This is a genomic window from Pseudooceanicola marinus, assembly GCF_020177265.1.
GTDB classification, from domain to species: Bacteria; Pseudomonadota; Alphaproteobacteria; order Rhodobacterales; family Rhodobacteraceae; genus Pseudooceanicola; species Pseudooceanicola marinus_A.
This window is the reverse complement of sequence record NZ_JAIVMC010000001.1, coordinates 891,066-903,811: the sequence shown is the minus strand read 5'-3', so window position 1 is coordinate 903,811 and position 12,746 is coordinate 891,066. Positions and strand designations below refer to the sequence as shown.

Here is a 12,746-nt window from a genome sequence, read left to right as displayed (position 1 = left end):
AACGCCACCGGCAGAACAGGACCCGTAGTCGCGTGATCGCTGTCGTCTTCGACAGGGGGGATCATGACCCAAACACGAAGCCCTGGCGGCCGTCATCGCATTCGAGCCTTCGCAAGTCCGTGCCCGTTCTGTCCGTCACGCGACACCCCCGGGGAAGAGCGACACCCTCTTCCCGGGTCGACAGCGCGCCGGTATCGCGAAAGCACTCGGCAAGAGAGGCCGAGCATCCGCCGAGCGCAAGCAGCAATGCGCTAACCTTCAAGACTTGTGGCGTGGACACCCGGGCTCCCCGTCCGACTTTCGTTCCCTGGCCGATCGTCGGCAACCGGTATGGGCTCAGCGATGAGCTTGGGAGCTGTTTCACCGTCCCCATGGCAGGACTTGCCCATCATCCTGTGCATGACAACATGGCCCCCGGCGCACAGGATCAACGGGGCGAAAATCCCGGCATTGGCCCAGAGACCTGAAACGCTACCTCCCGTAACGAAGAATGCGCCGACGGGGATCAGCATGACCGCGCAGCAGGCCATCATGCCGTATCGCATGAGCTTGTTGCCTTGGGGGTTGCCAGGTCGATTTGCGTGTATCATGGTCGCCTCATCCTTCAGAAATTGTCGCTTCATTTGCCGCCCTCCCGGAGTGGAAGGTCAAGGATACAAACCGATACATTTCTCGCAGGCTTGTCAGGTTGTCGCACGCACCTTCTCGGGTATTCATCTTCTTGGAACAGGCAAGGAAGAAGGACACAGGCAGATGAAGGCAGATCGTTCGATCAACTTGAACCGGCGCGGACTGATCGGCGGTGCTCTCGCCCTGATAGCCACGCCGGGTATCGTTCACGCCGCCGCCGATAAGGCGCGGCGCAACATTTCGTCGTTCCGCACGCACGACTGGCGCGATCACTTCGACCGGATCGGAAACGGCATCATCATCGCCGACACCACGTCGAGGATGCTCCAGCACTGGACGGTAGACGGCGAGATGCGCATCTACCCGACCTCCGTCCCGCTGACCGAGGACCTCACCCGCCGCGGCTACACCGAGGTTGTCGAAAAACGCGAGAACCCGGGCTGGGGCCCCACGGCGTCGATGCGGGAGCGCGATCCGACCTTGCCCGCTTACGTCGAAGGCGGCGACCCGCGCAATCCGCTCGGCACGCGCGCGCTTTATCTCTCGTGGCAGTACTACCGGATCCACGGCACGCAGGACACGCGCAAGATCGGGCGCCGCTCCTCGAGCGGTTGTATCGGCCTCTACAACCGGCAGATCGAGGAGGTCTATGAAAGGGCGCCCGTAGGAACCCAGGTCAAGCTCATCTGAGTTTCGGAAAGAGAAAGAAAGACAGGTACATGGACAAGCTGACCGTGATGGTGGCCGTCGTTCTGGCCGGGGGGTTCGGAATTGCGGGCTGGCAGTTCCTGCAGCCCGCGGCCGCGCCGACGGGGCATTCGATGACACCGCCTGACATCAGTGAGGTTGCCGAAGGCGCTCCGATTGCGGAGGTCAGCCTGCCGGAAGAGCTTTCCGGCAACGCCCAACTGGGGAAGAAGATCTTCGAGGCCAAGTGTTCCAGTTGCCACGGTCAGAGCGCAGCCGGACAGAATGGAGTCGCGCCGCCACTGGTTCATAAGATCTACGAGCCGAGCCATCATTCCGACATGGCGTTTGTCGCGGCGGCTCAGAACGGGGTGCGGTCGCATCATTGGGATTTCGGCAACATGCCCCCGGTCGAAGGCGTGACGCCGGGCGACGTCAAGATGGTCGTGGCCTATGTCCGCGAACTGCAGCGGGCAAACGGGATCGAGTGATGATCCTGCGGCGTGCGAACGGATTGCTGAACGCCCTGGTTCTGCTTGCCGTGATGTTCGTGGCGGGCGTGCCCGATACCGCGTCGGCTCACGCGGACGATCACGCGCCGTCCCGCTCGGCGGCCCTGCATGAGGCACATGACTCACCGGTCCACCAGTCGGACGAGGAGGGCGCGGGGCATTGCCATCCCGGGCTCGACTGCTTCACGGCCGCCGTTTTCATCCTGGCGGTGGACATCACGCCGCCTGAATTCGTCACCACGACGGCATACCTCACGCCGTTCCACATGGTTGACGACGTTCGCCCCGACATGGACCTCCCGCCGCCGCGCCGGCATTCCTGAACAACCCATGAACCGGAATTCAGGACGACGGAGTAACGATACGATGAAGAGAACGACCATTCTGGCAGCAATCGCCGTGACTGGAACGGCGGCGGCCGCCCTCGCACACAGCGGCGCGACGGGCATCGTCAAGGAACGCATGGAAGCAATGAAGGCCATGGGCAACGCCGTGAAGACGGTCACCCCGATGATGCAGGGCGAGGCCGAGTATGACGCCGATGTCATGCGCGACGCCGCGCGCACCTTCCAGGAGCATTCGGGCGAGGCCCTGACCGAGCTGTTCCCGGAAGGCTCCGACGGGGCACCCTCCGAAGCCAAGGACGTGATCTGGTCGGACTGGGAGCGGTTCGAGGAGCTTGCGAGGTTGCTCGACGTCTACGGCGAGGGCCTGGAAGGCGCCGCCGGCAACGGCATGGCGGGTGGCGGCAACATGGGCGCAGGATCCATGATGGGAGGCAGCTCCGGCATGGGGTCCGGCTCCATGATGGGAAGCGGGTCCATGATGGGCTCTGGCTCGGGCATGATGGGCGATGACGCGTCCGACATGATGAGCGCGGAGGACATCGCCGAAATGCCGGCCGATGCGGCGTTCAACATGACGACGCAGGTCTGCTCGGCCTGCCATTCGCGGTTCCGGGCGGAAGACGACTGACCATGCGTCGGATAATCTATTGGTCGGTCGGGGCGGCGGCGCTTGGCGGCGCCGCCCTGGCCGCGGTGATCGCATGGCCGGTCGGCAGCGCACCCGCGCCGATCGAGCTGGAGGGTAACGTCGACAGGGGTGCCTACCTGGCGCGCGCCAGCGGCTGCATCGCCTGTCATTCGAATTTCGAGGCAGGAGGCGCTCCCCTGGCGGGCGGCGCTCCGCTCGAGACGGATTTCGGCACCTTCTACCCGTCGAACCTGACCCCGGACCCGGAGCACGGGATCGGAGACTGGACGGCAGAGAGCTTTGCCAAGGCGGTTCGCCAGGGCATAGGCCCGGACGGCGAACCTTATTTCCCGGCCTTCCCCTATCCGTTCTACGCGGAGTTCTCGGACCAGGACATCGCCGATCTCTGGGCAGCGTTCCAGACCGTGGCGCCGGTGGCCGAGCCCGCGCCCTATCATGACGTGAGCTTTCCCTTCGACCAGCGGTGGGGGTTGAAACTCTGGCGCGCCGCGTTTTTCTACGAGCCTAAGTCAGAGCCTGTGCCGGATCGCAGCGACGCGTGGAACCGGGGCCGCGAACTCGTGCGCGGCGCGGCGCATTGCGGGGCCTGCCACACGCCGCGGAACCTGGCGGGCGGCCGCGACCTTGGCGCCGTCTTCGCCGGCAATGCCGAGCTTCCGGGCGGCAGCAAGGCGCCGTCCATCCGGGCCGAAGACCTCGAACAGAACGGATGGACGGTCTCGTCGCTGGCCTATGCGCTGCAATCGGGCCTCACGCCCTCGGGCGACGCCTTTGGCGGCAGCATGGCCGAGGTCGTCCGCGAAGGCACGCGGTTCCTGTCTCCACAGGATCGCGAGGCGATGGCGATCTACCTGTTCGACGCGGAGGTAGGCGGGGCAGACGACATCGTGAAGGAAGAAGGGGGGTCCGCAGAGCGGAAGACCCGGATCGACTGAGAAAACGGCGGGGCCATCGGCCCCGCTCTGAAAGGAATGAACCGATGACACCCACAAGGCGTGATGCCCTGAAACTGGCCGGACTTGCTGGGCTTGGCGCGGGCCTCCCGCGGGGGCTCTTCGCCGCCGAGGAGATCCCCGAACTCGCGGCTCAGGTCGCTCGGCTTCAATTGCTGCCCGACAGTTACCCGCAGACCGAGGTCTGGGGCTATGGCGGCACCATCCCGGGACGCGAGATCCGGGTGGGGCAGGGCCAGCGCCTGCGCCGGCGCTTTGTCAACGACCTGCCGCAGGCCAGTTCGATCCACTGGCACGGGATCCGCATCGACAATGCGATGGACGGGGTATCAGGCCTGACGCAGGACGCCGTCGCGCCAGGCGGCACCTTCGACTACGATTTCGTGACGCCGGATGCCGGGACCTACTGGTATCACGCGCACAACAGGTCCTGGGAACAGGTGGCACGCGGGCTGCATGGCCCGCTGATCGTCGAGGAGGCCGGGGCGCCGGATGTCGATCGTGAAGAGGTGCTCGTTCTCGACGACTGGTTGCTGAACCCCGAGACAGGCCAGATCGACGACAGTTTCGACCATCCCATGATGATGAGCCACGGCGGACGCACCGGGAATTACGTCACCACCAACGGGCGTTACAACCTGTCGCTGCCCGTGCGACGGCACGAGCGGCTGCGCCTGCGACTGATCAACGCATCGAACGCCCGGATTTTCCCGCTGAAGCTGTCGGGGCTGGAGGGCTGGATCGTGGCCCTGGACGGGATGCCGCTCGCCACGCCAGCCCCGGTGGAGCATGTCCTTGTCCTTGGCCCGGCACAGCGGACGGACCTGATCGTCGACGTTTTGGCAGAAGAAGGGGAAACGGCAGACCTGGTCCATGTCGGCGATGCCGAGAATTTTTCGCAGGTCGTTTTCACTGTGTCGGGCACGGCCAGCCAGACGCGGCGCGCGGCGCCCGTGGCCCTGCCGCCGAACCCGAAGATGGATCTGCCGGACCTGGCCGGGGCGACTCCGCTGCGGCTCGTCATGTCGGGCGGCGCGATGGGGCGCATGGACTCCGCCATCCTGAACGGCGAACGCATGGCTTTCCGCGAATTGGCGGCCGCGGGTCGGTTCTGGGCATTCAACGGCGTGGCAGAGATGACAGATACGCCGCTGGCCGACTTGGGGCTGGGCGAGACCGTGCTGCTGGAGATCGTCAACGACACCGTTTTTCCCCACGCCATGCACCTGCACGGCATGCATTTCCGAGAGGTGTCCGAGGACGGCGCGTTGGGACCGCTTCGGGACACGATCCTTGTTGGCGGCAGGGAGACGCGCGAGATCGCCTTCACCGTCGACAATCCCGGCGACTGGCTGTTCCACTGCCACATGCTCGGTCACGCGGCCTCGGGCATGACGACATGGGTGCGGGTCACATGAGGGGCGTTGTCATCGGGACAGTCTTCGCGGTTCTTGCGGCTGCGGGCTTCTGGTTCGTCCTCGGGCAGGGGACGACCGAGAATGCCTCTGCGGCGCCGGTGGACATCGCCGAAGGCAAGGCGCTCTACGCCGAGAACTGCGCCTCCTGCCACGGAGCCGAGCTTGAGGGCCAGCCCGACTGGCGCTCACCCGGCCCCGATGGGCGTCTGCCGGCGCCGCCGCATGACGAGACGGGTCATACCTGGCATCACCCGGACAGCGTCCTGTTCGACTATACCAAGCTGGGCGGAGAGGCCCTGATGGCGCAACGTGGCATGGAATTCGGCAGTGGCATGCCGGGTTTCGGTGACAGCCTGACGGATCAACAGATCCGAAACATTCTGGGTTACATCCGCTCGACCTGGCCCGAAGACGTGAAACAAGCCCAGGCAGAACGAACGAAAGCGGACAATGGAGCGAACTGAAATGACGCTGAAGAAACCGATCCTTGCGCTGGCGATGGCAGCCCTGCTGCCGATGCCTGCGCTCTCCCAGGAGCTTGACGAGGCGCGGGTCAAGGAACTGGTCCTCGAGGCGATACGCGAGAACCCCGAGATCATCATGGAGGCGGTCGCGCTGCTCGAACAGCGGCAGGCGGATGCCCAGGCCCAGAACCAGTCGGACGTGCTGCGCAACCAGCGTGACCTGATCGAGCATGATCCGAACGCGCCCGTGCTCGGCAACCCGGACGGCGATGTGACCGTGGTGGAGTTCTTCGACTACAACTGCCGCTATTGCCGCCGCGCAAAACCGGAGATCCGGGCCCTGATCGAGGAAGACCCGAACGTCCGGCTCGTCTACCGCGAATGGCCCATCCTCGGCGAAGGATCCGTCTTTGCCGCCAAGGCGGCGCTCGCGGCCCGTGCGCAAGGCAAGTACGAAGACTTTCACTGGGCGATGATGGCGATTGATGGCCGCGCGAACGAAGCCTCAGTCATGCGTGTCGCCGAAGACGTCGGGCTGGACCTGGATCAACTGAGACAGGACATGGAGGCCCAGGAAGTTGCCGAGCACATTGAAACCTCGATGCGCCTGACGCAGGCGCTCGGGTTCAATGGGACGCCGTCCTTCGTCATCGGCGACGCGCTCGTGCCCGGCTTCGTCGAGAAAGAGCGTCTCTCCGATCTGGTGAGCGAGGCACGCGATTCTTCGCAGTGACGGTAAGCTCTGCGCCAGCGATGACCGGCGCGGGCCATGGTCAGGCGCTGACCTGCTGTGCGTCGTAGCCCGCGTCCTTGATCGCCGCGCTCACCTGCTCCGGCGCGAGGACGCTGTTGATGCTGACCCGGTGCGTGTCCAGGTCGCAGGCGACATCGGCGCCGGGGTCGGCGGCCTTGACCGATTTCTCGATGGCAGCCGTGCAGTGGCCGCAGCGCATGTCGGGCACATTGAATTGCATTGCGACGTCTCCTTGCGTTTGCTTCGCCGCAGATATGAGGATTCCAGCGGGTGGAAGGTCAAGAGGGCCGGTCACCGCGAAGAAAATTCATCCGCACGCTTGACCTTCCAGTGACTGGAGGCCCCACATGAGGGGCAGCCAAGAGGAATGAAGGAGGCCGTCATGCCCGAACCAACGCCCGTCACTCTCTCCGTCGAGGGTATGTCCTGCGCCTCCTGCGTGGGGCGCGTGGATCGTGGCCTGGCGGCGCTGGAGGGGGTCCATGACGTCTCGGTCAACCTCGCCTCGGAAACCGCCCGCATGACCGTCGACGATCCCGCGCGTGTAGGCGCAGCGGTCGAGGCGCTCGACGACCTGGGCTACCCGGCGCGCCGGGCGAAGGTGACGCTGAACGTCGAGTCGATGTCCTGCGCCTCCTGCGTGGGTCGCGTCGACAAGGCGCTCGAGGCCGTGCCGGGCGTGCTCGAAGTGAACGTGAACCTCGCCTCGGAAACCGCGACGGTGACCTACGCCGAGGGCGCGGTCACGCCCTCTGACCTGACCGCCGCCAGCGCCGAGATGGGCTACCCCGCCACGGTGGCCGAGGCCTCCGGCGGCGAGGACCGCGGCGCCCGCAAGGAAGAGGAGGCGCGCGGCCTCCTGCGCCAGACGGCGCTCGCCGCCGCGCTCGCCCTGCCGGTCTTCCTGGTCGAGATGGGCGGGCACGTCCTTCCCGCCGTGCACCACTGGATCGACGCGACCATCGGCCAGCAGACCAGCTGGGTGCTGCAGTTCGTGCTGACCACGCTGGTCCTCGCGGGCCCCGGGCGCATGTTCTACCGCAAGGGCATCCCGGCGCTGCTCAAGGGCGCGCCCGACATGAACAGCCTCGTCGCCGTGGGCACCGGGGCGGCCTACCTCTACTCGGTCGTGGCGACCTTCCTTCCGGCGCTGCTCCCCGAGGCGGTGCGCGCCGTCTACTTCGAGGCCGCCGCCGTCATCGTCGTGCTGATCCTGCTCGGGCGCTTCCTCGAGGCGCGCGCCAAGGGCCGCACCGGCGCGGCGATCCGCAAGCTGCTGGGCCTGCAGGTCCGCACCGCCCGCGTCCTGCGCGACGGCGAAAGCGTCGAGGTCTCGGTCGATGACCTCGCGACCGGCGACATGGTCCTCGTGCGGCCGGGCGAGCGCATCGCCGTGGACGGCGAGGTCACCGAGGGCTCCAGCCACGTCGACGAAAGCATGCTCACCGGCGAGCCGGTCCCGGCCGAGAAGGGCCCGGGCGATGCCATCACCGGCGGCACCGTGAACGGCGCGGGCAGCCTGACCTTCCGCGCCACCCGCGTCGGCGCCGACACCACGCTGTCGCAGATCATCCGCATGGTCGAGGAGGCGCAGGGCGCCAAGCTGCCGATCCAGGGGCTGGTCGACCGCATCACCCTGTGGTTCGTGCCCGCCGTCATGTCGGCGGCGCTGCTGACCGTGCTGGTCTGGCTGGTCTTCGGCCCGTCGCCCGCGGTGACGCTGGCGCTGGTGGCCGGGGTCTCGGTTCTCATCATCGCATGCCCCTGCGCCATGGGCCTCGCGACGCCGACCTCGATCATGGTCGGCACCGGCCGCGCCGCCGAGATGGGCGTCCTCTTCCGCAAGGGTAACGCGCTGCAGCAGCTCGCCTCCGTGGGCGTCGTGGCGCTCGACAAGACCGGCACCGTGACCGAGGGACGGCCCGAGATGACCGACCTCGTGCTGGCCGAGGGGGTCGACCGGGCCGACGTGCTGTCGAAGGTCGCGGCGGTCGAGTCGCGCTCCGAGCACCCCATCGCCGAGGCCGTCGTCCGCGCCGCCCGGGCAGAGGGCGCCCCGCGCGCCGAGGCCACGGATTTCACCTCCGTCACCGGCCACGGCGTCCGCGCCACGGTGGACGGCGCCGAGGTGCTGGTCGGCGCCGACCGCCTGATGGCCCGCGAGGGCATCGAGACCGGCGCGCTCGCGGCGCGCGAGACCGAGCTTGCCAGCCGCGGCCGCACCGCGCTCTTTGCCGCCATCGACGGCCGCATCGCCGCGGTCATCGGCGTGGCCGACCCCGTGAAGCCCGCCAGCCGCGCCGCCATCGCCGCGCTGCATGACAAGGGCCTGACCGTCGCGATGATCACCGGCGACAAACGCGAGACGGCAGAGGCCATCGCGCGCGAGACTGGCATCGACCATGTCATCGCGGGCGTCCTGCCCGACGGCAAGGTCGCCGCGCTCGATGAGCTGCGCGAGGGGCACCGCCAGGTCGCCTTCGTCGGCGACGGCATCAACGACGCGCCCGCGCTGGCGCATGCCGACGTCGGCATCGCCATCGGCACCGGCACGGACGTGGCGATCGAGTCCGCCGACGTGGTGCTCATGTCCGGCGACCTGCGCGGCGTGGTCAACGCCTTCGAGGTCTCGACCCGCACCATGCGCAACATCCGCGAGAACCTGTTCTGGGCCTTCGGCTACAACACCGCGCTGATCCCGGTCGCGGCAGGCGTGCTCTACCCGGCCTTCGGCCTGCTGCTCTCGCCGATGCTGGCCGCCGGGGCCATGGCGCTTTCGTCGGTCTTCGTGCTGACCAACGCGCTGCGCCTGCGCCGCATCGCGCCCGCCATGGACGAGCGCGCCATAGCACGCCCGGCCGCCCACGCGGCGCACGCGCCCGCAGAGTGAAAGGAGGACTGCCATGAACATCGGAGACGTCGCCCAACGCTCGGGCCTGCCCGCCAAGACGATCCGCTACTACGAGGAGATCGGCCTGATCCGCCCGCAGCGCGGCGAGAACGGCTATCGCCGGTTCCGCGAACAGGACCTGCACAAGCTGGCCTTCCTCGGCCGCGCCCGCGCGCTGGGCTTCACCATCGAGGACTGCCGCACCCTGATCGCCCTCTACGAGGACGAGAGCCGCGAGAGCGGGCAGGTCAAGCGCGTCGCGGAAGAGCACCTGCACCAGATCGACGACAAGATCGCGCAACTCCAGTCGATGCGCACGACGCTTGGTCACCTGATCCATGCCTGCGCGGGCGACCACCGCCCGGATTGCCCGATTCTGGAGGACCTGGCGAAGGATGTTCCGGAAGAGGCGGCCAGTGCATCAGAGGGAGTCCGCTGACGGGAACCGGGGACAGAGCGCACTGGGATGCGGTCTACGAGTCGCGCGAAGAAGAGGCCGTGTCCTGGTTCCAGGCGGTGCCGCAGCCAAGCCTTGATCTGATAGAGCGCCACGGCGGCGGCAACGCGGCATCGGTCATCGACATCGGCGGCGGGGCTTCGCGCCTTGCGGATGCGCTCTTGGCGTCAGGCTATCGCGACCTGTCGATCCTGGATATCTCCGAATCGGCGCTCGCGCGGACGAGAAAGCGCCTCGCCTCCTTGGCGGATCGGGTCGGTTTCATCGTGGCCGACGTCACTACTTGGAAGCCGGCCCGTCACTGGGATGTCTGGCATGATCGGGCGGTGATGCACTTCCTCGTGTCGGAGTCCGGCCAGGAGGCCTATCGCCGGGCGATGCTGGCGGCCACCGTGCCCGGATCCGTGGCGATCATAGGCACCTTCGCGCCAGACGGCCCCGAGCGGTGCAGCGGCCTGCCGGTGAGGCGCTGGTCCGCGGACGATCTGTCGGACTTCTTCGCACCTGAGTTCTCGCTCCTGGACACGCGAAGGCACCGGCACGAGACGCCGGGAGGGGTAACCCAAAACTTCGAGTTCGCTGTGCTCCGACGGGTTTGAGCCGTCGGTCCCAGACCCGGCCCGAGGTTCGACAAGGGGAACCCTCCAGCGCGGGAGTGTTGTTTCACACTCAATTAAAGGCAATTGAGGAGGCGACATGTCCTATATTCGGTTTGGTCTGATGATCGCGACTTCGACGATCATCATGTTCGTCCTGATGTATCTGAACACCTACGCGTGGGAGCATCTCTTCTTTTCCGAGACGCGCGCCTACATGGCCATCCTGATGGGGACAACGATGGCCATCGTGATGCTGTCCTTCATGCTGGCAATGTATTCGAGCAAAGCGCTGAACATCGCCATCTTTCTTGGCGCGGCGGTCGTCTTTGCCGGATCTCTCTGGCTGGTGCGCAGCCAGGTCACCGTCAGCGGGCCCAGCTACATGCGTGCGATGATCCCGCACCATTCCATCGCGGTCATGACGTCGGAGCGGGCCGGGATCGAGGACGCGCGCGTGCGCAAGCTCGCCGACGAGATCATCGCCGCGCAGCGCAAGGAGATCGCACAGATGCGCCATCTGATCGCGGATGTCTCCGGCGGCAACCTGGTCAACGACATCTACGAAGACCCCGCCGCCGAACCGGGCAGCGTCGAGGACGCCCTGAACAACACCCTGATTTCCAAACTTGACCTTTCGCCGCTCCCCGAGGAGGAGGCGAGCCGGGTCATCGACGCGCCGGGCGCATGCCGCTTCAACCGCAGTCCCGAGGCCGACCCCATCCTGTGGTCCGGACCGGACGGCGAAGCCGTGACCAAGCTCAATGGTGTCCTTGTCGGTCTGCAATCGTCCGATGGCAAGGCCGGCTTTGCCTCCGATGGCATGGAGATTGAGGTTCGGCCGCTCGGAGACGACGCGGACTGGCGGGGGAACGCGGAACTGACCTTCGCCCTCGATGCGGGGCTGACTGCAGGCTACCGGGGTTTCTGGTCGTGCGGCTGACGGCGAGCGTGACGGCACCCGGACTGTCTCGTCTACAATCTGCGTTGCGGTATCGCGCGGAGTCTCCACGTCATCCATTGTAGGCATCGAAGATGTCGTCGATCTCCTTTCCGGCGGCTGCGAGGGAGGCCTGTTTGGCGCGGTCGCCGGTGTATTTCTTCCGCGCCTGCTGCGAGGTGTGGTCATTCATCAACATGCCGGCCAGCGTCGCGTCCTCGCTGATGGCGAACACCACGTCGTAGACGATGGACCTGCAAATGTGAGCGCCGGTTCCGAACTCCGAGGACCAGACCTGCGACACGTAATTCTCGGCAACGGGCGTGCCGTCGGGATGGACGAATAGCGGCCATTCGTGCTGCTCGGCGATCTCGCGAAAGGTATCGAGATATTTCGGGTCATCATCCTGAAGCAGGCGGGCGTCGACGAAATGACATACGCTCGGATGCACCGAACCGGGGTATTCCTCTCGGCCGGGACGATGCCGGGTCTTGCGGAGCTTGTAGTCCCGGAGGCGGTAACGGCCCTCGGTCCAGACCAGGTCCCGGCCGAACCTGAGATCATGCCATTCGCGGCGGAGCGGGGTCAGCGGCGGCACCGCGATTGCCATGGCTCTATTGCGCTTGATGGCTCGCCTTGCCGGGTTGGTTTGCTTTACGATCTCTGCGAGGACTGCTTCGGCGCGCGGATGAATCGTCGTGATATCGATCGCGGCGAGGGCTGCGAACTTCTGCGCCGTCTCGACGCTGGCCCGGTCCCGCAGCTTCTGGAGAAGCTTGTCGATTTGCTTGATCAGGGGCTTCGGGTAGGCCTTCGAGAGCCGGAGGAAGTCCCTGAGATCGGCGAATGTCGCGATGATGGTTGAGGTGCTCAGTGGCGCGCCCCGGGCGGAAATTCTCGTCGTCTCATAGGTATAGAATTTTCGGAGCGAGGCTATTTCGAAGTCCTGCGCCAGCCCGCTTTCCCGCAGATACCAGCCGTATTGGCAGAGCTTCCGGGTCATGCGGTCGTAGAGATCCGGCACCAGCTTGATTTCGCCATCTTCTCTGCGGTCCCGGATCCGGGCGAGGTGCTGTTGCCATTCCGCCGGAAGGTCTTCTGGATAGAGTGAGATGGTCCGTTCATAGTCGCGACGCGGCTCACGCGAGATTCCGGCGAAGCGCGTGCAAGCGGTCAGGGACTGTTCTGCCGCACGCAGGGACGCAAGCGGCAGGGCTTCGGGACCGTCGGTCTTGATCATTGCCGCGACGGCATTGCCGATGGCGGCGGCGCCGTCATTGAGGCGAGCCCAGACCCGGCAGTCGGACGGCGTGAGTTCCGCGCAGCCATGTTCGATCATGAACTCGACCAGGCTGTCGAGCGCCTGCAGCTCGGCGAGCGGCATGCCGAGAAGAATCGGCGACGCGGCGTTGGGCTGCCAGTGTGGTTTGGCCAGGATCACATGGCGGC

15 protein-coding genes are annotated in these 12,746 nt (G+C 66.2%); 12 read left to right on the top strand and 3 right to left on the bottom strand.

Annotated features, from left to right (window positions below; translation table 11 throughout):
• Positions 1-251: 251 nt before the first annotated feature.
• Positions 252-512, bottom strand: a complete 261-nt coding sequence (locus LC066_RS04230) for a DUF2933 domain-containing protein (protein WP_224896735.1) — start codon at positions 510-512, stop codon at positions 252-254.
• A gap of 241 nt (positions 513-753) precedes the next feature.
• Between LC066_RS04230 and LC066_RS04225 the strand changes: the two genes are divergently transcribed.
• Genes LC066_RS04225 through LC066_RS04190 form a run of 8 tightly spaced genes read left to right on the top strand, consistent with a single transcriptional unit; the run spans position 754 to position 6,393 of the window.
• Complete coding sequence (locus LC066_RS04225) at positions 754-1,320, top strand: L,D-transpeptidase (RefSeq protein WP_224896630.1); 567 nt, start codon at positions 754-756, stop codon at positions 1,318-1,320.
• A 29-nt stretch (positions 1,321-1,349) separates the two neighbouring features.
• Positions 1,350-1,808, top strand: a complete 459-nt coding sequence (locus tag LC066_RS04220) for a c-type cytochrome (RefSeq protein WP_149755579.1) — start codon at positions 1,350-1,352, stop codon at positions 1,806-1,808.
• Complete coding sequence (locus LC066_RS04215) at positions 1,808-2,152, top strand: hypothetical protein (RefSeq protein ID WP_107978284.1); 345 nt, start codon at positions 1,808-1,810, stop codon at positions 2,150-2,152. Before LC066_RS04220 ends, LC066_RS04215 begins: the two co-directional genes overlap by 1 nt.
• A gap of 43 nt (positions 2,153-2,195) precedes the next feature.
• Positions 2,196-2,804 (top strand): c-type cytochrome, encoded by a 609-nt coding sequence (locus LC066_RS04210; protein WP_149755578.1) that lies wholly within the window; start codon positions 2,196-2,198, stop codon positions 2,802-2,804.
• Between the two features lie 2 nt (positions 2,805-2,806).
• Positions 2,807-3,760, top strand: coding sequence for a c-type cytochrome (locus LC066_RS04205; RefSeq protein ID WP_149755577.1), 954 nt, complete (start codon positions 2,807-2,809; stop codon positions 3,758-3,760).
• Positions 3,761-3,804: 44 nt separating this feature from the next.
• Positions 3,805-5,196 carry a multicopper oxidase family protein gene (locus tag LC066_RS04200; RefSeq protein WP_076695390.1) on the top strand — a complete coding sequence of 464 codons (1,392 nt, stop codon included), beginning with the start codon at positions 3,805-3,807 and terminating at the stop codon, positions 5,194-5,196.
• On the top strand, positions 5,193-5,660 hold the full coding sequence (locus LC066_RS04195) for a c-type cytochrome (RefSeq protein WP_076695389.1): 468 nt from the start codon (positions 5,193-5,195) through the stop codon (positions 5,658-5,660). Before LC066_RS04200 ends, LC066_RS04195 begins: the two co-directional genes overlap by 4 nt.
• Position 5,661: 1 nt before the next feature.
• Entirely contained in the window at positions 5,662-6,393 is a 732-nt protein-coding gene (locus LC066_RS04190) for a DsbA family protein (RefSeq protein ID WP_224896629.1), read from the top strand.
• Between the two features lie 40 nt (positions 6,394-6,433).
• Here LC066_RS04190 and LC066_RS04185 read toward each other — a convergent pair whose 3' ends face one another.
• Positions 6,434-6,634 carry a heavy-metal-associated domain-containing protein gene (locus tag LC066_RS04185; protein WP_149755576.1) on the bottom strand — a complete coding sequence of 67 codons (201 nt, stop codon included), beginning with the start codon at positions 6,632-6,634 and terminating at the stop codon, positions 6,434-6,436.
• A 162-nt stretch (positions 6,635-6,796) separates the two neighbouring features.
• Here LC066_RS04185 and LC066_RS04180 point away from each other — a divergent pair, with 162 nt between their 5' ends.
• From LC066_RS04180 to LC066_RS04165, 4 genes are all read left to right on the top strand, one after another.
• Complete coding sequence (locus tag LC066_RS04180) at positions 6,797-9,304, top strand: heavy metal translocating P-type ATPase (protein ID WP_149755575.1); 2,508 nt, start codon at positions 6,797-6,799, stop codon at positions 9,302-9,304.
• Positions 9,305-9,317: 13 nt separating this feature from the next.
• A complete protein-coding gene (cueR, locus tag LC066_RS04175; RefSeq protein WP_149755574.1) occupies positions 9,318-9,743 on the top strand; it encodes a Cu(I)-responsive transcriptional regulator in 426 nt (141 codons plus the stop codon).
• Positions 9,744-9,802: 59 nt separating this feature from the next.
• Entirely contained in the window at positions 9,803-10,360 is a 558-nt protein-coding gene (locus LC066_RS04170; RefSeq protein WP_223163021.1) for a class I SAM-dependent methyltransferase, read from the top strand.
• A 97-nt stretch (positions 10,361-10,457) separates the two neighbouring features.
• Complete coding sequence (locus LC066_RS04165; protein ID WP_149755573.1) at positions 10,458-11,300, top strand: DUF305 domain-containing protein; 843 nt, start codon at positions 10,458-10,460, stop codon at positions 11,298-11,300.
• A gap of 70 nt (positions 11,301-11,370) precedes the next feature.
• On the opposite strand, the gene LC066_RS04160 is transcribed toward LC066_RS04165, so the two are convergent.
• Positions 11,371-12,738 carry a hypothetical protein gene (locus LC066_RS04160; RefSeq protein WP_224896628.1) on the bottom strand — a complete coding sequence of 456 codons (1,368 nt, stop codon included), beginning with the start codon at positions 12,736-12,738 and terminating at the stop codon, positions 11,371-11,373.
• Positions 12,739-12,746 lie beyond the last annotated feature (8 nt).

Coding starts and splice junctions, on each gene's coding strand:
- LC066_RS04230 (WP_224896735.1), bottom strand. CDS start 512: ATGCTGATCCCCGTCGGCGCATTCTTCGTTACGGGAGGTAGCGTTTCA.
- LC066_RS04225 (WP_224896630.1), top strand. CDS start 754: ATGAAGGCAGATCGTTCGATCAACTTGAACCGGCGCGGACTGATCGGC.
- LC066_RS04220 (WP_149755579.1), top strand. CDS start 1,350: ATGGACAAGCTGACCGTGATGGTGGCCGTCGTTCTGGCCGGGGGGTTC.
- LC066_RS04215 (WP_107978284.1), top strand. CDS start 1,808: ATGATCCTGCGGCGTGCGAACGGATTGCTGAACGCCCTGGTTCTGCTT.
- LC066_RS04210 (WP_149755578.1), top strand. CDS start 2,196: ATGAAGAGAACGACCATTCTGGCAGCAATCGCCGTGACTGGAACGGCG.
- LC066_RS04205 (WP_149755577.1), top strand. CDS start 2,807: ATGCGTCGGATAATCTATTGGTCGGTCGGGGCGGCGGCGCTTGGCGGC.
- LC066_RS04200 (WP_076695390.1), top strand. CDS start 3,805: ATGACACCCACAAGGCGTGATGCCCTGAAACTGGCCGGACTTGCTGGG.
- LC066_RS04195 (WP_076695389.1), top strand. CDS start 5,193: ATGAGGGGCGTTGTCATCGGGACAGTCTTCGCGGTTCTTGCGGCTGCG.
- LC066_RS04190 (WP_224896629.1), top strand. CDS start 5,662: ATGACGCTGAAGAAACCGATCCTTGCGCTGGCGATGGCAGCCCTGCTG.
- LC066_RS04185 (WP_149755576.1), bottom strand. CDS start 6,634: ATGCAATTCAATGTGCCCGACATGCGCTGCGGCCACTGCACGGCTGCC.
- LC066_RS04180 (WP_149755575.1), top strand. CDS start 6,797: ATGCCCGAACCAACGCCCGTCACTCTCTCCGTCGAGGGTATGTCCTGC.
- cueR (WP_149755574.1), top strand. CDS start 9,318: ATGAACATCGGAGACGTCGCCCAACGCTCGGGCCTGCCCGCCAAGACG.
- LC066_RS04165 (WP_149755573.1), top strand. CDS start 10,458: ATGTCCTATATTCGGTTTGGTCTGATGATCGCGACTTCGACGATCATC.